This window comes from Kitasatospora sp. McL0602 (assembly GCF_052076145.1).
Taxonomy (GTDB): Bacteria; Actinomycetota; Actinomycetes; order Streptomycetales; family Streptomycetaceae; genus Kitasatospora.
On sequence record NZ_CP197246.1, the window covers coordinates 1939941 to 1961371 of the forward strand.

Here is a 21431-nt window from a genome sequence, read left to right on the forward strand (position 1 = left end):
GTAGACACGTAGCAGCCGACCGGGGCGCGCCCCGGGCCGGGCGCGAGGGGGCGTACGCCGAAAGTCCTGGTGTACGCCCCTTCGGGTGTCTGCGACCATGGTCGGGTGACTGAGATCCGGCGTGGCACGCCTCCCGAGGAGACCTTCTACGACGCCGTCGGCGGCGAGCCGACCTTCCGTCGGCTGGTGCACCGGTTCTACCAGGGCGTCGCCGGGGACGAGTTGCTGCGCCCGATGTACCCGGAGGAGGACCTCGGCCCGGCCGAGGAGCGGCTCGTCCTCTTCCTCATGCAGTACTGGGGCGGCCCGCGCACCTACAGCGACGAGCGCGGCCACCCCCGCCTGCGCATGCGGCACGCACCGTTCCGCGTCGACCAGGCCGCCCACGACGCCTGGCTCAAGCACATGCGCGCCGCCGTCGACGAGCTGAAGCTGCCCGCCGAGGCGGAGGAGCAGCTCTGGGACTACCTCACGTACGCCGCCGCCTCGATGGTCAACACCGCCGGCTGACGGCGCCCCACTGCCTACCCCGCTTCGACCGGGGCGCGGCTAGCGCAGCGGCTAGCGCAGCGGGCTCAGACCGAGCCCGGCGCCCGGCGCGGCCGCCGTCCGTACCGCGATCGACCCGGCCGGTGCGCTGAGGCGCCGCCAGCCGCCGGCCCGATGCACCGTCAGCGGCGCGGCGGGCTTCAGGAAGCCGATCACGTACGCCGCGTGGGCGGCCCGCAGCGGCAGCTCGGGGAGGGCGGCGAGCGGGCGGGCCCAGATCTCGTCCGCGAGGGCGTCCAGCACGGCCCTCGTCCGGTGGTGCTCGGGCACGGCCTCGCTGCGCTCGCGGAACTCCCGGACGGCGGCCGTCACCTCGGGCACCACTTCGATGGCCGGCGGCTCACCGAGCAGCTCCCACCCGGTGCGAGGCGGCAACAGCCCCGCCCAGGCCGGGCCGGTGACCGGCGCGGGCAGCCGGACGGTGTTGGCCTCGGCGTCGACCGCCTCCAGCAGCTGCCCGGCCGACACGGTCAGGTCGACGGCCGCTTCGAGCTCCGCGAGCCGCGCCGTACGCACGGCCAGCACCCCGGTGGTCCCGAGCGGGAGCCGCCCGAACACGGCCACCACTCCGCCCTCGGCGGGTGCCGCCACGGCCTGCAGCCGCACCGCCGCCGCCCGGTCGAAGCGCAGCAGCCGGACCAGGAAGGCGGCGAGATCGGCGCCCTCCCCGGCATCGGCGAGGAGAAGGCTCGGAGTCGTGGTCAACGGATCAGCTCACTGGGTGGAGTGGGTGGAGTGACGAAGGCTCAGCAACGTGCGACGAAGGCCCGGCGACCGCAGAGCTAGGCCCGGAGCCCGCACAGCGGTACCTCGGGCGGCCACGGCTCAGGCAGCCACGGCTCAGGCAGCGACGCCGGCCGGCACCTCGTCCGTGAAACGGCTGAGGAACTCCCGCTCCACCGGGCTTATCCGGCGCGGGCGCCCCTCGGCCAGGTCGTACGGGACGACCACGGTGGAGGCTCGGACGTAGACGGTCTCGGTGCCGTCCTCGGCGGTGTCCTTGATCTCGTACGAGACCGTCAGCGAGGCGCCGCCGATCTTGGTGACCCAGGTCTCGATCGTGACCGGCGTGGGCCGGTGGACCAGCGGGCGCTTGTAGTCGATCTCGTGCCGGGCCACCACGGAGCCGCCCGCGAACTCTCCGGCGCCCGCCTCGGTGGCCTGGGTGAACATGAAGTCGATCCGGGCCTCCTCCAGGTAGCGCAGGAAGACCACGTTGTTCACGTGACCGAAGGCGTCCATGTCGGACCACCGCAGGGGGCAGGCGTAGATGTGGCGTGCCACGACCGTTCTCCTCAAACTCTGGTTACCCGCAGGGAGCTACGGGCAGCGGCCCGGCCGACCGCCCCTCACGGGGCAGCCTGCCGGGCCGGTGTTGCGCACACGTTGCGCACGCACGTACGTTGCGCGGCGCGTGCGCGCGGTGCTCGGCTGTCAGCCTCGGGTCAGCTTCTTGTAGGTGGCCCGGTGCGGGCGGGCCGCGTCGGCGCCCAGCCGTTCGATCTTGTTCTTCTCGTACGACTCGAAGTTGCCCTCGAACCAGAACCACCGGCTCTCGCCCTCGTAGGCGAGGATGTGGGTGGTGACCCGGTCCAGGAACCAGCGGTCGTGGGAGATGACCACGGCGCAGCCCGGGAACTCGAGCAGGGCGTTCTCCAGCGAGGAGAGCGTCTCGACGTCGAGGTCGTTGGTGGGCTCGTCGAGGAGCAGCAGGTTGCCGCCCTGCTTGAGGGTCAGCGCCAGGTTGAGGCGGTTGCGCTCACCACCGGAGAGCACCCCGGCCGGCTTCTGCTGGTCCGGACCCTTGAAGCCGAACGCGGAGACGTAGGCGCGGGACGGCATCTCGACCTGACCGACGTTGATCCAGTCGAGGCCGTCGGAGACGACCTCCCACAGGGTCTTCTTCGGGTCGATGTTGGCGCGCGACTGGTCGACGTAGCTGATCTTGACCGTCTCGCCGACCTTGACCTTGCCGGAGTCCGGCGTCTCGAGGTCCTGGAGCATCTTGAACAGCGTCGTCTTGCCGGCGCCGTTCGGGCCGATGACGCCGACGATGCCGTTACGCGGCAGGGTGAAGCTCAGGTCGTCGATGAGCAGCTTCTCGCCGAAGCCCTTGGAGAGGTTCTCCACCTCGACGACGATGCTGCCCAGGCGCGGGCCCGGCGGGATCTGGATCTCCTCGAAGTCCAGCTTCCGCATCTTGTCGGCCTCGGCCGCCATCTCCTCGTAGCGAGCGAGACGGGCCTTCGACTTGACCTGGCGGCCCTTGGCGTTGGAGCGGACCCACTCCAACTCCTCCTTGAGCCGCTTGGCGCGCTTGGCGTCCTTCTGGCCCTCGACCTTGAGACGGGTCTGCTTGGTCTCGAGGTAGGTGGAGTAGTTGCCCTCGTACGGGTACGCGCGGCCACGGTCGAGCTCGAGGATCCACTCGGCGACGTGGTCCAGGAAGTACCGGTCGTGGGTGACGGCGACAACGGTGCCGGCGTACTTGGCCAGGTGCTGCTCCAGCCAGTTCACCGACTCGGCGTCGAGGTGGTTGGTGGGCTCGTCGAGGAGCAGCAGGTCGGGCGCCTCGAGCAGCAGCTTGCAGAGCGCGACGCGGCGGCGCTCACCACCGGAGAGGCTGGTGACCGGCCAGTCGCCGGGCGGGCAGCCCAGGGCGTCCATGGCCTGCTCCAGCTGGGCGTCGAGGTCCCACGCGTTGGCGTGGTCCAGCTCCTCCTGGAGCTTGCCCATCTCGTCGAGCAGCGCGTCGGAGTAGTCCGTCGCCATCAGCTCGGCGATCTCGTTGAACCGGTCGAGCTTGCCCTTGATCTCCTTGACGCCGTCCTGGACGTTCTCCAGGACCGTCTTGGACTCGTCGAGCGGGGGCTCCTGCAGCAGCATGCCGACGCTGAAGCCGGGCGAGAGGTACGCCTCACCGTTGGAGGGCTGCTCCAGACCGGCCATCATCTTCAGCACGGTGGACTTACCGGCGCCGTTGGGGCCGACGACGCCGATCTTCGCCCCAGGGAGGAAGTTGAGCGTCACGTCGTCAAGGATGACCTTGTCGCCGTGTGCCTTGCGCACCTTGCGCATGGTGTAGATGAATTCCGCCACGTGAGATCGCTCCGGCGTCGTCGGGTGTATTCGGGTTGCAACCTTTCCATTGTGCCGCACCCGGCCGGGGCTCCGAACCGACGGTCGTGCCCGGCGCCCGGCGCACGGGTCGGTTCGGCGCCCGGCACTGCGCCCCGACGCGGACCGGCTCCGCCCCCACGGCGGGGAAGCGGAGCCGGTCAGCGCGTCTCGCGAGAGGCCTGCGGGAGCTTAGGCGCGGCTGTGGCGGCCACGGCGGCGCAGGGCGAAGACCGCGCTGCCGCCTGCGATCACCAGCACACCGGCGATCCCGGCCAGCACCGGAGTCTCACCACCGCCACCGGTCGAGGCCAGGCCACCGGCGGGGGTGCCGCTGGGGACCGGGGTGGTCGGAGTCGCCGGGGTGGTCGGCGACGACGGGACGGGGCTCGGGGTGCCGTGGCTGTCGGTCTTGCAGTTCAGGGTGCCGGTGAACTGCTGCTTGTAGCCGCCGGTGCCGGTGACGGTGATGTCGTACCGCTGGTCCTCGGCCAGCTTGACCGGCACCTGCTGGGTGGTCTTCGGCTTCACCGTGACCGTGCCCGTCGGGAGGGTGAGGGTGAAGTCCTGGTCACCGTTGTTGGTGACGGTCACCACGAGCGCGCTCTGGGTGCAGTCGACCTTGGCGCTGACCGCCGGGATCGGGCCGGCAGGGGCCCAGCTGACGGTGGCGGTCGCGGGGGCGGTCACCGGCTTCGTACCGGCCAGGATCAGCGTCTGGCTGTGGTGACCGGTGCTGTCCGCGCCGGTGAAGACCCGGCCGGCGGGCACGTCGACGGTGGCGGTCGCGGTGATCGTGCCCGTCCCGGCCGGAGCACCGGCGGGGGCCTGGGCGAAGATCTCCGCCCCGCCCTTGACGGACTTGACCGGGCGGCCCGCCTGGTCGGTGAGGACGAGCTTGGCCTTGGTCGCGGCGTCGTCGAGGCTCAGCTCGACGAGCGAGCCGGTGGTGGCGACCGTGATCGGGCCGAGCCGCTCGCCGCTGCGGCCGGAGAGGGAGGCGGGCTTGAGGGTGATGCTCGGCTTGGGCTCCTCGTCCTGGGCGCCCTTGGCCTGACCGATCAGGTACTGGGTGAGCTTCGCGGCCTTCGGGTCCTCCTGGCTGACCGGGACACCCGGGTCGGAGAACGACCAGATGGCGACCTGGGTCGCGGCCGCTGCCTCGTCCTCGGTCAGGCCGTCCACGACGGTGCCCTTGGCGGCCGCGTCCTTGACCAGCTGCGCGGCGCTGACGCTGGGGTAGGAGTGCAGCAGGATCCACTTGATCTTCGAACCGGCCGCACCGCCCAGCGAGCTGGAGCCCCAGTCGGTCTCCTGGTAGGCCGCGCCGTCCAGGGTGCTGTTGAGCAGGTCGATGCAGTACACCGGCAGCTTGGTGCCGTCGGACGCCGCGATCTCGAACAGGCCCGCCTCGCCGGCCTTCTGATGACCCGCCGTGCTGTAGGTCACGGGCTCGCCGTGCCGCATACCGGGGAGGAGGTGAGCCGACACTCCGGAACCGGGCCCGGAGGCTCCGGGGGTGGTGGCGGCAGCCGCACCCGCCGTCACGAGAGTGCCGCCGACGACCATGCTCGACGCGAGCATGACAGTCGCTATGCGGGAGAGAGCCCGCCCCTGCTTGTGGAACATGAATGATCCCTCCGGGCTGGGCTGTGCCGATGTCAGCCCGCCCTGCAAAGCGGCGCACCCTGTGGCGCCGCTGCACTTGTGTGATGCAGACGCATCCTATTGAGCTGCGGGCGCGTGCAAACGCCCGTGCCGATCCATGACGATTCCGTATCTATATTGTTATCAAGGAGCTGATCTTCGCCATGAGTTGACGAATCAACAGAATCTCACCGGCAATCAGGAACCGCCCCTGCACTGCACACTTCTCACCCGGAAGTGCCACGAACGGCCACTCCCCGGCCTCAGGTCAGCACGACACGGTCGGTACACGCAATGTCGTCACGGACCACCTCCCCCACCATCACGGCGACCGGCTCGACCGCCTCGTCGGGCCGCCGCCCCTCGACCGCCTCCACGATCCAGGCGGGCACCGCCTGCTCGACCGGGGCGACCGCGGCAGGCAGCTCCGGGAGCGAGGAGAGCACCCCCGGATGCCCCGGGACCAGCTCCGGCCTGGGCTGGACGGCCCAGCGGAAGGCCGAGGTGCCACGCCCGAGGTCGTGCCCGACCACCTTCGCGTCGATCTCGACGACACAGCGGCGCTTCTCCTCCTCGCCCCACTCCCGCACTCTCAGCCGGCCGCTCACCACCACCGGATCGCCCTTGTTCACCGAACTCACCACATTGGTGGCGAGCCAGCGCCAGGCCACCACGGTGACCCAGTTCGTGTCCCCGTCCACCCAGTCACCGGCCGCTCGGTCGTAGCGGCGCTCCCTCGCCGCCATTCGGAAGTTGGCCACCGGGACTCCGGCGGCGGTTTGCGCGTAGCTCACCGCCGAGGCGACATTGCCGACCATCGTCACCAAGGTCTCGTTCACGGAACACCCTCCGTCCCATCGGATATCACCGAACGGAATCGCCAATGCGAGGAGAGTGACCCGATACGGAAATCAGCACCAGCACTCCCCGAAAACCTGTGGAAAACCCCGGCATGTGGATAACTCAGGTCACTCTCCGGAGTGAATCCGATCCGGAAATGACCCCTCAGGGGTTTCGGCGGGCCTCGCACGTACGACGCGAAGCACCTCGCCCTTTCGGGTCCATGACAACTAAGGGCGCCCTTATCCAGATCGACCGAGGGCCCGCCGAGCGTCCACCGGGTTCCCACCACGTTCCCGCCGCACAGTCACCGCGTGCTCACGGAGCACCGCGCCGCGCGCGTACGGTGTGGTCCCGTGCGTGCGACCGGGGCCCGAACGGGTGGCCGGTGGGCAGGTCGGAGCATGTCATCCGACCGGTTGAACGACCATGGGATGCAAAAGCCGCCCCCACCCGCTCGGGCTTCCCGGGCATTGTCCGCACCGAATCCATAACGGGTGAGGCGACAGCCCCGTAACGACTGCACAACGTCCCACGCCAGAACCCGTCAGACCGCTGCATAGCCGGTCGCTTACCTGCGATTATCGGACCGCTCCATCGAGGTCGACACACCCGGCGCGGTGCTCGAAGACCGAGGGGAGTATCGCAGCCCCCTTATCCTGTCCCGGAACATCCTGTCGCGGACAGGGCGAGGGTTCACCGCCCCCATCCGGCCGAAGCCCTCCCAGGGCCGATGCCTGTCACGCCCCCATAGCTCAGCGGATAGAGCACCCGCCTTCTAAGCGGTAGGTCGCAGGTTCGAATCCTGCTGGGGGCACCATCACCTGCCCCACGCGCCCCCTGCATCACCCGGGCGCCCCTCCCCACTCCGCCGGACGCCCCCTCCCCGCCCCCGGGGAGACCCTCACAGCCCGTCGAGGTACGCGTCGAGCAGTGCCACCTGACGCTCCGGCGGGTACTCCCCCGGCGCGAACAGGGCCTGCACCACGAGCCCGAGCACGAAGCTCTGGACCCCCGCCGCCACATCGGCCGGCGCCGCCGCCGAGCAGAGCTCCCCGCTCCGCACGGCCTCGGCCACGTACCCGGTCATCCGCTCGCGGGAGCGGCGGTAGCGCGCGGCGTGCTCGGTGGCCAGTTCGGGATCGGCCAGCGCCACGTCCCACGAGCCCACCCAGATCCGGTTGCTGGCGGCACCGGCGGGCGTCAGCGGCAGGATGTCCAGAAGCGCGGCCCGCAGCATCGCGAGCCCGGAGCCCCCACCCGGCCGCCCAGACCCAGCCCCGGCCCCGCCCGCACCTGCACCCGCGCCCACACCCGCGGCGGCCTGCACCGCCAGCGCCTCCGTCGCGGGCCGGGGCCGCAGCTCGGAGCGCTTCTCCAGCACGTCCAGCGCGTACGCCACGAGGGTCCGCTTGTTCGGGAAGTAGTGCGTGAGCAGACCGGTGCTGGCCCCCATCTGCGCGGCCACCGCACGCAGCGTCAGGCCGCCGAAGCCGCGTTCGGCCAGCACCTGCCACACCGCCTCGGAGACCTCGGTCCGGCGGGCGTCATGGTCTCCACGGGCGGGCGTCATGGGCGTATGGTACCTACCAAACGTTTGTTATGTACTCTCGACGAAGCGGTGAAGCGGTGGCCGGTACAGCGGTGCACCGCCGTACCGGCCCACCATCCCGACCCCGCCCACGGAGGCTCCTGTGTACGCGATCCCGCTCGCCGACGACGCCGAGCTGCGCCCGCTCGAACCCTGGCAGGCTCCCGAGTTCCTGGAACACATGGATCGAGCCCGGGTCAACACCGACCCGTGGATCCCGTGGGCCTCACGCTCCACCGACCTGGAGTCCGCCCGTGCCACGCTCCAGGGCTACGCCGACCGGCAGGCCTCGGACACCGGCCGGATCTTCGGCATCTGGCTGGAGGGGACGCTCGTCGGCGGCGTGATGTTCGTGCACTTCGACGCCGCAGTGGGCAACTGCGAGATCGGGGTCTGGTCGGAGACCGCCGGGGAGGGGCGCGGCCTGATCAGCGCCGCCGTCCGGCAGCTGATCGACTACGCGTTCACCGAGCGCGGCATGCACCGCGTCGAGTGGTGGAGCAGCAGCCTCAACACCCGCAGCCGGGCCGTCGCCCAGCGGATGGGCATGCACCTGGACGGCACCCTGCGCGAGTGGTACCCGCACAACGGCATCCGGCACGACAAGGAGGTCTGGTCGCTGCTGGCCACCGAGTGGGCCAAGCCCGACACGGACGGCGCGGCAACCGACGAGGTCGCCAATGAACCCACCGGCGCCTGAAATCCGGGTGACAGCGTCCACCCGGCCGCGCAGGATCGGTCCCTGACACCGCCCGCCCGCAGCCGAAGGACCGATCCGATGGCCCAGCACAGCACCGTCCCCGCCCTCTTCCCGCCGCCCGGGTACGCCCACACCGCCGTCGTCGAGGCGGGTGAGCGGCTGGCCTTCCTCGGCGGGGCGGTGCCGCTGGGCGCCGACGGCGTGCTGGTGGGCCCGGGTGACGCCGTCGCCCAGACCCACCAGGTGCTCGCCAATCTGGAGGCGGCGCTGCTCTCCGTCGGCAGCAGTCTCGGGCAGGTGGTCGCCAGCACGGTGTACGTGGTCGCCGCCGAGCCCGGCCCGCTCTCCGAGGTGTGGGAGGTGGTGAAGGCCTCCGGGCTGTCCGACGGGCCGCACACCTCGACCCTGCTCGGTGTCACCACGCTCGGCTACACCGGCCAGTTGGTGGAGATCACAGTCACCGCCGTGGTGTCCGACTCGGCCGCTGTGGAAGGCTGAGGAGCACCCTCACGACCATGCCGAGCCCGGAGCGTCCCTTGCCGCAGCAGTCCGAAACTCCCGGCCACGGCAGCGGCATCAACAGCACCAGCGGCGACGGCACCAGCGAAAACGGCGTCGCCGTCGACACCGGGGTGGACGGCCTGCGCGCCCACCTCTCCGGCGCCGGCGTCGCCACGCTGGTGATCGACCGGCCGGAGCGCCGTAACGCGCTCACCCGGGCGATGTGGCAGGGGCTGCCGGGCGTGCTCGACCGGTTGGCCGCTCTGCCCTCCGTCCGTGCGCTGCTGCTGACCGGCGCGAGCGGCACGTTCAGCGCGGGTGCGGACATCGGCGAGCTGGCCGAGATCTACGGCGACCCGCGTGCGGCGGACGAGTACCACGCCGTCGGCGTCGCGGCGGAGGAGGCGCTGGCCGGCTTCCCGTACCCGACCATCGCCGTGGTGCACGGCTTCTGTGTGGGCGGCGGCTGCCAGCTGGCGGCTGCCTGCGACCTCCGGTTCGCCTCCGAGGAGGCCCAGTTGGGCATCACGCCCGCCAAGCTCGGGGTGGTCTACCCGGCTGTCCCGACCGTACGGCTGGCCCGGCTGGTCGGTCCGGCGCGGGCCAAGTACCTGCTCTTCTCGGGCGAGTTGGTCTCCGCCCGACAGGCCGAGCTCTTCGGGCTGGTGGACGAGGTGCTCCCCGTCGCCGAACTCGACGCCCGTGCACTCGACTTCGCCCGCCTGCTGGCCCGGCGCTCGCAGCAGACCATCGGCGCAGTCAAGGCCGCACTCGCCGGCCCGCTGGAGGACGCGGCGGCAGCCGTCGCGCCGCTGGAGCGCAAGTCCCGCGAGGCCCCGGACGTCCAGGAGGGCCTGGCCGCCTTCCTCGAACGGCGCGAGCCCCGGTTCTGACGCCGGCACCCGTGGCAGCAGCCCCCGGCTAGGATCTGCGGAGCCCACCGCCACCCGACCCTGGAGTACGCCGCCGATGAGCGCCAGCACCCCCGCCGCCGCTGTCTGGGCCCGGCGGGTCACCGACGGCGTGGAGCCGAAGAACGTCATCATCGCGGTGCTGCCGGTGCTCGGCCTGCTCCGGTACGGGCTGTCGGGCGCGGCCTGGGGGCTGTTCGCCGTCCTGTTCGCAGCGGTGGTTCCGACGTGGTTCATCAAGCGCGGTATGCGGCAGGGCCGTTGGGATGACCGGCACGTCGGGCAGCGGCAGCGGCGGCTGGTGGTGATCCCGTTCATCATGCTGTCGGTGCTGACCAGCCTCGGGGTGATGCTCTGGGCCGGGGCGCCGTCCGACATGACCGCGATGGTGATCGCGATGTTCGCCGCGCTCGTCCCGATCATGGTGATCACGGTCTGGTGGAAGGTCTCGGTGCACACCGCCGTGGCCAGCGGAGCGATCGCCTGCCTGGCCGTCGCGCTCGGTCCGTGGTGGCTGGTCGGCTACCCGCTGGTCGCGGCGATCGCCTGGTCCCGCGTGGTGCTGCGCGACCACACCCTGGCCCAGACCGTGGTCGGCGCAGCCGTCGGCGCCGCCTCCGCCGGGCTGGCGTTCTGGGCCGGCCGCTGAGCCGTCCATGCCCTACCGGCAGAGGGGATCAGCGGATCGGCAGCCCCGAGATGCTGCGGGCGATGACCAGGCGCTGGATCTCGCTGGTGCCCTCGAAGATGGTGTAGATCGCGCTGTCCCGGTGCATCCGCTCGACGGGATACTCGCGGGTGTAGCCGTTGCCGCCGAGGATCTGCATCGCCTGCGAGGTGACCCACTTCGCGGTCTCGCCCGCGTAGAGCTTGGACATCGAGCCCTCGGCCGAGGTGAAGGGCTGGTTGTTGGCGGCCATCCAGGAGGCGCGCCAGACCAGCAGGCGGGCGGCGTCGATCCGGGTCTTCATGTCGGCCAGCTGGAAGGCCACGCCCTGGTTGTCGATGATCGGGCGGCCGAACTGCACCCGGGTCTTGGCGTAGTCGAGCGCGACCTCGTACGCGGCGCGGGCGATGCCGATCGCCTGGGCCCCGACGGCCGGGCGGGAGGCCTCGAAGGTGGCCATCGCGGCGTTGCGGCTCTTTCCGCCCTTGACTCCCTCGCGGGCGCGGGCCAGCCGCTCGTCGAGCTTCGGCTTTCCGCCGAGCAGGCAGCTGCCGGGCACCCGTACGCCGTCGAGGACGACCTCGGCGGTGTGCGAGGCGCGGATGCCGTGCTTCTTGAACTTCTGCCCCTGGGAGAGGCCGGGCGTGCCCGGGGGCACGACGAAGGAGGCCTGGCCCTTGGCGCCGAGCGTCGGGTCGACCGTCGCCACGACCACGTGCACGGCGGCGATGCCGCCGTTGGTCGCCCAGGTCTTGGTGCCGTTCAGCACCCACTCGTCCTTGGCCTCGTCGTAGACGGCGCGGGTGCGCAGCGCGGAGACGTCCGAGCCGGCGTCGGGCTCCGAGGAGCAGAACGCGGCGACCTTGACGTCGTCGGGGGTGCCGAACATCTGCGGCGCCCAGGTGCCGATCTGCTCGTCGGTGCCGTTGGCGAGCACCGCGACGGCGGCCAGCGTGGTGCCGACGATGGCGAGGCCGAGGCCCGCGTCGCCCCAGAAGAGCTCCTCCATGGCGATCGGGATGCCGACGCCCGAGGGGTCGAAGTATTGCTGGGCGTAGAAGTCCATCGAGTAGACGCCGATCTTGGCGGCCTCCTGGATGATCGGCCAGGGCGTCTCCTCGCGCTCGTCCCACTCGGCGGCGGCGGGTCGCATGACGTCGGCGGCGAAGCCGTGCAGCCAGTCGCGTACGGCGAGCTGGTCGGCGCCGGGGTCGAGGGAGAAGGTGCTCATGCTGCGTGCCTCCGGTCGGTGAAGAAGGGGCGCCCGGGAACGAATGCCCACGCCACCAGGGGTGTTACCTCGGGTAACATCGCGAGGAGTCTGCTACTGATTGCTAAGGCATGTCAACGGCCCGACCGACGTCGGCGGCCCGCACCGAGGAGTCAGCCCGTGCCCGACCCCGCCGACCCGACCACCGGCGAGCCCCGCCGTGAGCAGCTGCTGAACGCCGCCGACCGCGCCGTCCAGCGCGACGGGCCGGGCGCGAGCATGAACGCGATCGCCGCCGAGGCAGGCATCACCAAACCGATCCTCTACCGGCACTTCGGCGACCGTAACGGTCTGATCCTCGCCCTGACGGAGCGCCACACCTCCGGCCTGCTGGCCGCCGTGCGCGCCGCACTGGCCGAACCGCTGGAGCGCCGGGACCTGGTCGAGCGGGTCCTCGACACCTACCTGGCGGGCATCGAGGCCCGCCCGCAGGTCTACCGACTGCTCACCCACGCCGAGGCCGGAGACCCGACCGGCATCGGCAGCGCCCTCGCCCCGGCGCTCCAGCAGATCGCCGAGGAGATCACCAAGGCCGTGCAGTCGCAGGTCGACCTCGGTGCGGACGGCCCGCTGCTCTCCGAGACCTGGGGGCGGTCGATCACCGGCATGGTGCTGGCCGCCGGAGACTGGTGGCTGGAGCAGCAGCCCTGTTCGCGCGCCCGGATGGTGCAGGCCCTCGCCGATCTGCTCTGGGGTCGCCTCGCCGCAGCGGCCTCCCTCCCGATGCTTCCGTCGAACGGAACACGGAGCGACCCCGACACAGACACCGAGACGGACACCGGAACGGACCGCCCGAGCCGAACGTGAGTATGGCTCACCTCTTGTGCGGGCCAGGGCGGTACGGCAGGATCGGCGCTCACCACCCACCCCTCGCCCAGACCAGAGGTGCACCGTGCGTGTCCGCCGTACCGCCGCCGCCCTGTCCCTGGCCGCCGCCACCCTGATCGGCACCGCCGCCACCCCGGCCCAAGCCCTGCCCCAGGCCCTGTCCCAGGCCCAAGCTCAAGCCCAGGTCACCAGCCTCCGGACCGCCTTCCCGACCGGCAGCACCACCACGCCGGACGGCCGCACGGTCTTCACCGACGAGCACGGCCGCGTCCTGCAGCTGCGCGGGTTCAACATCGACAAGTACGACGAGACCACCGAGGCCGACGTCCGCTCGATCGCCGCGCACGGCTTCACCCTCGTCCGGGTGGCGATCTCCTGGGCCCGCCTCGAACCCGCCCGCGGCCACTACGACCAGCACCAACTCGCCCGGCTGCACCAGGTGATGAGCTGGGCCGACCGGTACGGGCTGCTCGCCGTCGTGGACTTCCACCAGGACGTGTACGGGCCGAAGTTCGGCGGGGGCGACCGCGGCATCCCGGAGTGGGCGACGCGCGACGACGGCCTGCCCTTCACCCCCGACCCGAACGACTGGTTCGCCGGGTACTTCCAACCGGCCGTCCAGGCCGCCTTCCGGCACCTCTACGACGACGCCGACCTGCGCCGCCTGCAGGCCGACTTCTACACCCGGATCGCCCGCGAACTGCGCGGCCACCGCTCACTGTTGGGCTACGACCTGTTCAACGAGCCGTTCGGCCCGATGAAGGGCGACCCGAGCGACCCGGCCGCGCTGGCCGCCTCCGCCGCCGAACTCGAACGCGGCCGCCTCGCCGAGATGTACCGGCGGCTGATCTCGGCCGTGCGGCAGGTCGACTCCCGCTCCTGGCTGTTCGTCGAGCCGACCGTCCTGGTCGGCCAGGGCGTGCCGACCGAGCTGCCCGCCTTCCGCGACCCCAGGGCTGGCGCCGACCGGCTCGGCTACGCACCGCACTTCTACGACACGGCGGTCGAGGCCGGGCAGGACTGGAACCCCGCCGACGGCTTCGTCGAGGCCTACACCGCCGCGATCACCGCTTATCCGCAGGCCCACCACCTCCCGGTACTGGTCGGCGAGTGGGGGCCACCGAACTCCCGTACCCCCGGCAACACCGAGCTGGTGAGGCGTCAGGTCGACGCGATGTCGGGCTTCGCCGCCGGGTGGACGATGTGGTACTGGTGCCAGGGCGGCGGCGGATACTGCGGGCTCGGCCCGGACGGCCTGCCCGCCCCCGGCGACGGACCGGTCTTCGCGCCGTACGCCACCGCCGTCGCCGGCACACCTCTCACCGAGGCCTACCGGGACGGCAGTTACACCCTGACCTTCACCACCGGCAGCCACCCCGGCTGGACGGACGTGGCGATCCCCGCGACCGCGTACCCGCACGGCGCAGCCGTGACCACCACCGGCCCGGCCGTCGTACGCATCGACCAGCCCAGCCCCGACCAGGCCGGCGCGGCCCACGTCCTCACCCGCCCCGGCCAGCGCATCACCCTGACGATTCGCAACCGCTGAGGGGCTCGCCTCAGAGCAGGTCCGCCCGCGCCGCCTGGATCCCCGCCTGGAAGCGGGTGCGTGCGCCGAAGCGGTCCATCAGCTCCCGTACCCATCGCTGCACCGTCCTCGGCGAGACGCCCAGCTGCCGGGCGATGCTCTCGTCCGTCAGCCCGGCGGCGAGCAGGGTGAGCAGTTGGCGGTGCCGGTGGTCCTCGGGAGTGACTCCGGCGTCGGCGGTGGCGGTGGCGGGCAGCCGCATCGCGTGCGACCAGTAGAGCTCGAACAGGCCGACCAGGGCATCCAGCAGCGACGAGGGCCGCACCAGCAGCACACTCGGCAACTCACTGCCCGCGCTCACCTGCAGCACCGCCAACCGATCGTCCACCAGGGCGAGTTCGAGCGGAAGGTCGGGCAGCACCCGGGCCTGCTCCCCGGCTCGGGCGAAGGACCGGATCTCGGCCAGCCGGTCAGGGTCGCGCAGCGCCCGGCTCTCGTAGACCACGTGCATCTCCACGCCCCTTTGCAGGACGGCGAGTTCGGTCTCCGGATCGAAGCGCCGCACGCACGGCGGCCGGTCGAGGATGCGTAGCCGGTCGCGGACGTCGAGCTGGAGGCTGCGCCAGAGTTCGGCGACGGAGTCGCGGCCGGTGATCACCTCGACGAGCTCTCCGGCCTCGGCGCCGGGGCCGCCGCGCCGGTAGGCGCGCATCAGCTCGGTGATCCGGCGCCGGGCGCGCCGCAGTTCGCCCTCGCGGCGCAGCAGCAGCTCCTCCAGTGCGACATCGGGCGGCGCCGCACTCCAGACGGCGGGCAGTGCGGCGGAGCGGTCCACCAGACCGTTCGCGGCGAGCGACTCCAGAGCGGCTGTCACCTGAGTGGTGGTCAGGCCCGATCTGGCGCCGATCCACTGGACGGATCCGCCGGGTGTGGTGAGCAGTTGGAGGTAGACCTCCTCCTCGTGCCCGCCCAACCCCAGACCGGTGAACATGCCAGCGCCCGCACCCGACAAGGAACCCGACAACGAACCGCCCCCTCCGACGGGACAAGCCTGTGCGCCACGCCGTCCCGAAAGCAAGAGCACGACTGTATGACATGTCTCGTCCACACCGGCAGCTGAGCGGGGGAGGCGCCACTCAGCACCTCCCCCGCACCAGTCAAGAGCCGGTCAGAGCCTGTCAGGCGCCGTTCAGGCCCCGGCGGGTGAGCAGCGGCTCGATCTCGGGGTCGCGCCCGACGACCGCGCGGAAGCAGTCGAGGGCGTCCACGCTGCCGCCCCGGGCGAGCAGTTCGGTGCGGAAGACCTCGCCGCTCTCCCGGACCGTCCGGCCGTTGCTGCGGAACCACTCGACGGTGTCGGCGTCGAGCACCTCGGACCAGATGTAGGCGTAGTACCCGGCGCTGTAGGAGTCGCCGGAGAAGACGTGCCCGAAGTACGTCGTGCGGTAGCGCGGCGGGACGGCGGCCATCGCCAGCCCGGCGGCCTTGAGCGCCGCAGCCTCGAACTCCTGGGCGTCGGCGATCTCCTGGCCCACCGGCACGGTGTGCCAGGCCCAGTCGAGCAGCGCGGCGGCCAGGTACTCGACGGTGCGGAAGCCGTAGCCGAAGTTCTCGGCGGCGGCCATCCGCCGGACCAGCTCGGTGGGCAGCGGCTCACCGGTGACGTGGTGCCTGGCGTAGTTGGCCAGCACCTCCGGCCAGGTCATCCACATCTCGTTGACCTGGGAGGGGAACTCCACGAAGTCCCGGGGCACCTCGGTGCCCGCGAAGAACGGGTAGCGGACGGCCGAGAACAGCCCGTGCAGGGCGTGCCCGAACTCGTGGAAGAGCGTGCGCACCTCGTCCCAGGTGAGCAGCACCGGCTCGCCGGGCGCGGGCTTGGCGATGTTGAGGTTGTTCACCACGACCGGTCGGCGGCCGTACAGCTCGGACTGCTGGACGAGTTCGTTCATCCACGCCCCGCCGCTCTTGGACTCACGGGCGTGGAAGTCGCCGAGGAAGAGGCCGAGCGGGGTGCCGTCCGCCTCCAGGACCTCGAAGACCCGGGCGTCGGCGTGGTAGGCCGTCAGGTCCGGGCGCTCGGTGAAGGTCAGCCCGTAGGCGAGCCCGGCGGCGAAGAAGACGCCGTCCCGCAGCACCCGCTCCAGCTCGAAGTACGGACGCAGCTCGGCCGCGTCCAGGTCGTAGGCGTCCTTGCGGACCCGCTCGGAGTAGAACGCCCAGTCGTGCGCGGCGATCTCGGTGATGCCGTCGGCCGCGGCGGCCTCGGCCAGCTGGGCGGCCTCCCGCTCGGCGTTGGCGACGGCGGCGGGCACCAGCCGGGCGAGCACCGCGTCGACGGCCTCGACGGAGCCGGCCGTCTCGTCGGCGACGACGTACGCGGCGTAGCTCGGGAAGCCGAGCAGCGCGGCCCGCTCGGCGCGCAGCCCGGCCAGGCGGATGGCCAGCGGGCCGTTGGTCTCCACGGCCCGCTCCAGCGAGGCCTCCAGCAGCCGGGCCCGCAGCGCGCGGTCGGTGAGCTGCGCCAGCTCGGTCTGGTTGGAGAAGTTCTTCAGGCTCAGCACGTACTTGCCGTCGTGGCCGAGCGCCTTGCCGTTCTCGGCGGCCGCGGCGATCTCGTCGGCGGGGAGGCCGTCGAGCTCCTCGGCGGTGTCGAGCACGACCGCGCGGGCCCGGGTGTCGGTGAAGACGTTCTGCCGGAAGGCGGTGCCGAGCGAGGCGAGTTCGCCGTTGATCTCGCGCAGCCGCTGCTGGTCGGCGGCGGCCAGCCGGGCGCCGGCGCGGACGAAGCGCACGTGGTGGCGCTCCAGCAGGCGCTGGTCCTGGGCGTCCAGCCCGAGGCTCTCGCGCGCCTCGTACAGGCTGTCGAACCGGGCGAAGAGGCCCTGGTCCAGCAGGATCGCGTCGCTGTGCGCTGCGAGCCGGGGGCTGAGCTCGGCGTTCAGCGCCTGGACGCCCGGGGTGGTGTCGGCGTCGGACTGGTTCTCGAAGGCCTGCCGGACGCGGCGCAGCAGTGCCCCGGAGCGCTCCAGGGCGACGACGGTGTTCTCGAAGGTCGGCTCCGCCGGGTCGGCCGCGATGGCGGCGATCTCGGCGAGCTGGTCGGTCATGCCCTGCTCGAAGGCGGGCAGGTAGTGCTCTTCCCGGATCTCGGCGAAGGGCGGCAGCTCGTAGGCCAGGGTGCTGGGCACGTAGAAGGGGTTCTCAGTCACTCTGCTGACCCTATGGGCTGTCGGTACGACTGGACCAGGCACTCTCCCTCCCCACTTCCTCCGCAGCCCCGGCCCCGGCAGCGCACGATGTGTCCGTCCCACCGACTACGGTCGGACTGACGTCCGAAAGAGGAAGAGAGGAGACCCCGTCGTGGCACCCCGGATGGCGCTCGTCCCCGACCAGCACGGCCCCGGCGGCCGGCTCCAGCCGCTCGCGGAGGACGGCACCGCGCTCGGCCCCCCGCAGCACGCCCCCCGGCTGGCCGCCGCCGTCGCCCAGGAGGAGGCCGAGACGGCGCCGCGCTGGGTCTGGGCCGCCGCCGAGAGCGCGTACGCGCCGCTGCTGCCGCTCCGGCTCGGCCGCTGCCACGACCTGCGGCTCACCGAGGCGCTGCTGCTCGGGCACGAGGGCTCCTGGGGCGCACCCCGGTCACTGGGCGCCGCCTGGTCCCGGCTGCACGCCCTCCCGGTGCCCCCCGACCTGGCCGAGACCGGCCCGGCCGACGCCCAGGACAGCCTCTTCGCCCCGGACCGACTGCAGCTCCCGCCCGGCACCGACCCGCTGGAGGCGGTGGTGGCCGTGCACGCGGCCCAGCAGCGCCGAGTCCAGGCGATCACCGACCAGGTGGCCCGCACCCGCTTCCGGCTGCTGATCGCCGCCGAGTCGGCGGGCGCACTGCTCGCGGCCGAGATCGCCGACGACGGCCTGCCCTGGCGGTCCGATCTGCACGACGGGCTGCTCACCGACCTGCTCGGCCCGCGCCCGCACATCCCCGGCACCCAGCCGAAGCTGCTCGCCGAGCTCGCCGTCGAGCTCCAGCAGGCCCTCGGCGTACGCTCGTTCAATCCCGACTCGCACACCCAGGTGCTGCGCGCCTTCGCCGACCAGGGCATCCAGCTCAGCTCCACCCGCTCCTGGGAGCTGGCCAAGATCGACCACCCGGCAGCCGCCTTGATGATCCGCTACAAGGAGCTCGCCCGCATCCACGCGGCCCACGGCTGGGCCTGGCAGGACGCCTGGGTGCGCGGCGGACGGTTCCGCCCGGAGTACGTGGTCGGCGGCGTGGTCTCCGGCCGCTGGGCCAGCCGCGGCGGCGGGGCGCTCCAGATCCCCCGCATCCTGCGCCGGGCCGTGGTCGCCGATCCGGGCTGGGCACTGGTCGTCGCCGACGCCGCCCAGCTCGAACCACGGGTGCTCGCCGCCCTCTCCGCCGACGCCGGGCTGGCCCGCACCGCCGCCGAGGGCGACCTCTACGAGGCGCTCGCCGCCCAGGCCTTCCAGGGCGACCGCGACAAGGCCAAGCTCGGCCTGCTCGGCGCGATGTACGGGCAGACCAGCGGCGACATCGGCCCCCTGCTGGCCACCCTGCGGCGCCGGTACCCGGCCGCGATGGGGTACGTCGAGGCGGCGGCCCGCACCGGCGAGGACGGCGGCGTCGTGCACTCCCGGCTGGGCCGGGCCTGCCCGCCGCCCGCCGCCGAGTGGTTCGACCTCACCGAGGCCCCCGAGGCCGCCGGCGAGGCGGGCGCCCGCTCGGCCCGCGCCCGGGGCCGCTTCACCCGCAACTTCGTCATCCAGGCCAGCGGGGCGGACTGGGCCCTCGCCCTGCTGGCCGGGCTGCGCCGCCGCCTCGCCACCCTCGCCTCCGGCAGCGACCGCCCGCACCTGGTCTTCTTCCAGCACGACGAGGTGATCGTCCACACCCCGCTGGACCTCGCCGACGAGGTCGCGGCCGCCGTGGCCGCCGCAGGCGACGAGGCGCGCGCCCTGGTCTTCGGCGACACGCCCGTCCGCTTCCCGCTCAGCACCGCCGTGGTGGACTGCTACGCGGATGCCAAATAGCACCGCACCAGCCCCGCACGGCCCAGGGGCGCGGGGAACTGCGCGAGACCGGAAGGCACAGCGCGGTACCTTCCGACCTCGCGCAGTTCCCCGCGCCCCTTCAGTCCGTACCCCGCGTCAGCGGACGTCGGGCAGCACCTTCGTGCCCTCGGCGCGGACCGCCGCCAGCGCCTTCGGGTCCAGCCCGAGGAACTTCAGGATGGTCGGCGCGACCTGGGTGGTGTCGACCCGGCCGGTGACCTTCTCACCCTCGCCGCCGGGGCCGGCGACCAGCAGCGCGACGTGCGTGTCGTCGGCCGTGAAGCCGCCGTGCTCGGCGACCTTGGTGGCGGTCGGCTTGGTGTAGACGGTGCCCGCCTTCGGCAGCACGATCACATCGGGGGTGCGGGAGTCCGTTGCCGGGTTGCCGAACTGCTTGACCAGCGCGGGGCCGACCAGCACCTTGTCGATGTTCAGCTCGGCGGCGTGCGCCCGCAGCGCGGCGGCGACGGCCTCGGCCTGCTTGCCGTCGGTGAGCCAGAGCAGCGCGACGTCGTCGGCGGTGGCCTGGGCGAGCAGGCCCGGCTTCACGCCGTCGACGACGCTGCCGAGCAGCTTCTTGTCGACGATCTTCAGCTTGGAGCGGTCGACCGGCGACTGGCCGTGCTTGGCGGTGAGCACGATCTCGGTGCGCTTCTCCAGGCCCTTGGCGCGCAGCTCGGCGGTGAGGCTGCCGATCGCCGCGTCGGTCCTGGCGAGCGCCTCGGCGATCTCCGGCGAGAAGGCGCCCTTCGGGGCGTACCCGGCGGTCTTCTGGGCGACGCTGACGGCCTGGAAGTTGAGGCCGAAGACGGCGGGCACCGGCTGGGCCTTCGTGCCGGTGTGGTCACGCCCGTCGATCTGGTTCTTCACCCCGGCGACCTTGAGGGCGTCGTAGGCGATCGTCCCGGCGACGGTGCCGTCGGTGGCGGCGATCTCCGGGTTGTAGGCGTCCTGGACGCCCTTGCCGGAGGGGCCGTTGAGGAGGTCGTACGCCGGGTGCTTGTCGGCCCAGGCGGTGGTCAGACCGGCCTGCTGGGCGACCTCGAAGACGGTGTTGGTCCGCAGGAAGGAGTGCGGGTAGACGGGGGTGCAGCCCTTGGCGGGGTCGAGCGGCAGCTTGGCCGGGTCGATGCCGCCGCCCGCGTCCAGCGCGCCCGAGTTGACGTCGACGGCCTCGTCGAAGACGACCTCGGTGCCGACGGTCTTGCAGGCCGAGCCGGCCGGCGAGAGCTTGCGGTCGTAGGAGTCGTCGTAGTAGACGCCGGTGGTCTTCGGCGTGCCGCCGGTGGTGAGCGCCAGGATGCCGGGGAAGGAGTCCGAGGGCTGCGAGGAGCGCGCGTCGGTGTAGGTGGTGCCGCGCCGGGCGAGCTTGGCGAGCGCGGAGCCGGGGTGCAGGGCGGCCCAGGTGCTCAGGTCACCGGCGTGCAGGCCGTCGATGCTGATCAGCAGGACGTGGCGGTCACGGTGTGCGTTGGCGCCGAAGTCGGCGGCGGCGGCCGGGGTGGCGGCAGCGGCCACCAGGGCCGCGGCGGCGGCGAGAAGGGCGGACTTCGACGTCGGACGGATCGTCACGGTGGAGCTCCCGGTACTCGGTCCCCGTCACGTGCGGCGACGGGAAGGGCGTCTGCGGTGCGAGAGGAACCCCACCAGCGAGGGGTGAACACCGGACCGGCCGGGCGGTGACGGACGCGTGTACGAAAGCCCTCCTGCGCGCTTTTTACCCGACCACTACCGGGAGTTGACCTTGCCCCCGCCGCCGCAGGAATCACCGTGCACCGGCACACCGACGGCAGATCCGGCGGTCACCCGTCACAACTTCCGGAAATCCCGCGCCCCTTCGGCCGCACCGACCACCTCCGCCAGCGCCGCCCCGGCCGAGGCGGTGACGACCGCGGCGACGGCACCCTCGACGAACGGGGCGTCCACCAGCACCACCCGGCCGCCCGGATGGTCCTCCAACGCCGTCCGCGCGGTCAGCACCGAACTGCCCAGATCGGGCAGGACGACCACCCCGGCACCCGCGTCCGCCGCCGCGACGGCACGCACGATCAGGTCGTAGCTGGTGCCGAGCCCACCGTCCTCGGTACCCCCGGCGACCAGCACGGGGACGGTGTCGGAGCCGAGTTCGACGAGCAGCTCCCGCAGCCCGGCGGCCATGAGCGCACTGTGCGAGACGAGGACGATACCGACGTGATTGGCCATGGAC

19 protein-coding genes and 1 tRNA gene are annotated in these 21431 nt (G+C 72.1%); 9 read left to right on the plus strand and 11 right to left on the minus strand.

Translation table 11 applies throughout. The annotated features are described in order from the left end of the window. Window positions 1-105: 105 nt before the first annotated feature. Entirely contained in the window at window positions 106-510 is a 405-nt protein-coding gene (locus ACR68M_RS08895; protein WP_441249899.1) for a globin, read from the plus strand. Window positions 511-561: 51 nt separating this feature from the next. Here the strand turns inward: ACR68M_RS08895 and ACR68M_RS08900 are convergent, their stop codons facing one another. The 5 genes from ACR68M_RS08900 to ACR68M_RS08920 all read right to left on the minus strand — a co-directional run bounded on the left by ACR68M_RS08900 (window position 562) and on the right by ACR68M_RS08920 (window position 6152). Next, entirely contained in the window at window positions 562-1254 is a 693-nt protein-coding gene (locus ACR68M_RS08900) for a hypothetical protein (RefSeq protein ID WP_441249900.1), read from the minus strand. A gap of 135 nt (window positions 1255-1389) precedes the next feature. After that, window positions 1390-1833, minus strand: a complete 444-nt coding sequence (locus tag ACR68M_RS08905; RefSeq protein ID WP_441249901.1) for an acyl-CoA thioesterase — start codon at window positions 1831-1833, stop codon at window positions 1390-1392. Window positions 1834-1983: 150 nt separating this feature from the next. Continuing rightward, window positions 1984-3648, minus strand: coding sequence for an energy-dependent translational throttle protein EttA (gene ettA, locus ACR68M_RS08910; RefSeq protein WP_441249902.1), 1665 nt, complete (start codon window positions 3646-3648; stop codon window positions 1984-1986). A gap of 210 nt (window positions 3649-3858) precedes the next feature. Continuing rightward, window positions 3859-5250 (minus strand): Cys-Gln thioester bond-forming surface protein, encoded by a 1392-nt coding sequence (locus ACR68M_RS08915; protein WP_441249903.1) that lies wholly within the window; start codon window positions 5248-5250, stop codon window positions 3859-3861. Window positions 5251-5576: 326 nt separating this feature from the next. Next, window positions 5577-6152, minus strand: a complete 576-nt coding sequence (locus ACR68M_RS08920; RefSeq protein WP_441249904.1) for a single-stranded DNA-binding protein — start codon at window positions 6150-6152, stop codon at window positions 5577-5579. Window positions 6153-6897: 745 nt separating this feature from the next. Here ACR68M_RS08920 and ACR68M_RS08925 point away from each other — a divergent pair. Further along, window positions 6898-6973: transfer RNA gene (locus ACR68M_RS08925), tRNA-Arg, on the plus strand. Between the two features lie 84 nt (window positions 6974-7057). Here the strand turns inward: ACR68M_RS08925 and ACR68M_RS08930 are convergent. After that, window positions 7058-7726, minus strand: a complete 669-nt coding sequence (locus ACR68M_RS08930; RefSeq protein WP_441249905.1) for a TetR/AcrR family transcriptional regulator — start codon at window positions 7724-7726, stop codon at window positions 7058-7060. 121 nt (window positions 7727-7847) lie between these two features. Here ACR68M_RS08930 and ACR68M_RS08935 point away from each other — a divergent pair, with 121 nt between their 5' ends. From ACR68M_RS08935 to ACR68M_RS08950, 4 genes are all read left to right on the plus strand, one after another. Continuing rightward, the gene (locus ACR68M_RS08935; RefSeq protein WP_441249906.1) at window positions 7848-8444 is read left to right on the plus strand and encodes a GNAT family N-acetyltransferase; all 597 of its coding nucleotides are present in this window, start codon (window positions 7848-7850) and stop codon (window positions 8442-8444) included. A gap of 78 nt (window positions 8445-8522) precedes the next feature. After that, on the plus strand, window positions 8523-8942 hold the full coding sequence (locus ACR68M_RS08940; RefSeq protein ID WP_441249907.1) for a RidA family protein: 420 nt from the start codon (window positions 8523-8525) through the stop codon (window positions 8940-8942). Between the two features lie 134 nt (window positions 8943-9076). Next, window positions 9077-9838, plus strand: a complete 762-nt coding sequence (locus ACR68M_RS08945; RefSeq protein ID WP_441251551.1) for an enoyl-CoA hydratase/isomerase family protein — start codon at window positions 9077-9079, stop codon at window positions 9836-9838. A 76-nt stretch (window positions 9839-9914) separates the two neighbouring features. After that, entirely contained in the window at window positions 9915-10505 is a 591-nt protein-coding gene (locus ACR68M_RS08950; RefSeq protein ID WP_441249908.1) for a hypothetical protein, read from the plus strand. Between the two features lie 28 nt (window positions 10506-10533). On the opposite strand, the gene ACR68M_RS08955 is transcribed toward ACR68M_RS08950, so the two are convergent. Then, window positions 10534-11754 carry an acyl-CoA dehydrogenase family protein gene (locus ACR68M_RS08955; protein ID WP_441249909.1) on the minus strand — a complete coding sequence of 407 codons (1221 nt, stop codon included), beginning with the start codon at window positions 11752-11754 and terminating at the stop codon, window positions 10534-10536. A 159-nt stretch (window positions 11755-11913) separates the two neighbouring features. Between ACR68M_RS08955 and ACR68M_RS08960 the strand changes: the two genes are divergently transcribed. Beyond that, a complete protein-coding gene (locus ACR68M_RS08960) occupies window positions 11914-12600 on the plus strand; it encodes a TetR family transcriptional regulator (RefSeq protein WP_441249910.1) in 687 nt (228 codons plus the stop codon). An 85-nt stretch (window positions 12601-12685) separates the two neighbouring features. Next, window positions 12686-14170 carry a cellulase family glycosylhydrolase gene (locus tag ACR68M_RS08965; protein ID WP_441249911.1) on the plus strand — a complete coding sequence of 495 codons (1485 nt, stop codon included), beginning with the start codon at window positions 12686-12688 and terminating at the stop codon, window positions 14168-14170. Window positions 14171-14180: 10 nt separating this feature from the next. Here ACR68M_RS08965 and ACR68M_RS08970 read toward each other — a convergent pair whose 3' ends face one another. Together ACR68M_RS08970 and ACR68M_RS08975 are read right to left on the minus strand one after the other, a co-directional pair. After that, window positions 14181-15140 (minus strand): helix-turn-helix domain-containing protein, encoded by a 960-nt coding sequence (locus ACR68M_RS08970; RefSeq protein ID WP_441249912.1) that lies wholly within the window; start codon window positions 15138-15140, stop codon window positions 14181-14183. A gap of 187 nt (window positions 15141-15327) precedes the next feature. Beyond that, window positions 15328-17361: a M3 family metallopeptidase gene (locus ACR68M_RS08975; RefSeq protein ID WP_441249913.1), complete on the minus strand. Its 2034-nt coding sequence runs from the start codon at window positions 17359-17361 to the stop codon at window positions 15328-15330. A gap of 163 nt (window positions 17362-17524) precedes the next feature. On the opposite strand from ACR68M_RS08975, the gene ACR68M_RS08980 reads away from it, so the two are divergent. Next, a complete protein-coding gene (locus ACR68M_RS08980; RefSeq protein WP_441251552.1) occupies window positions 17525-19204 on the plus strand; it encodes a bifunctional 3'-5' exonuclease/DNA polymerase in 1680 nt (559 codons plus the stop codon). A gap of 117 nt (window positions 19205-19321) precedes the next feature. Here ACR68M_RS08980 and ACR68M_RS08985 read toward each other — a convergent pair whose 3' ends face one another. Together ACR68M_RS08985 and dhaM are read right to left on the minus strand one after the other, a co-directional pair. Then, on the minus strand, window positions 19322-20797 hold the full coding sequence (locus tag ACR68M_RS08985; protein ID WP_441249914.1) for an alkaline phosphatase family protein: 1476 nt from the start codon (window positions 20795-20797) through the stop codon (window positions 19322-19324). A 237-nt stretch (window positions 20798-21034) separates the two neighbouring features. After that, the gene (gene dhaM / locus ACR68M_RS08990) at window positions 21035-21427 is read right to left on the minus strand and encodes a dihydroxyacetone kinase phosphoryl donor subunit DhaM (protein ID WP_441249915.1); all 393 of its coding nucleotides are present in this window, start codon (window positions 21425-21427) and stop codon (window positions 21035-21037) included. Between the last annotated feature and the right edge of the window lie 4 nt (window positions 21428-21431).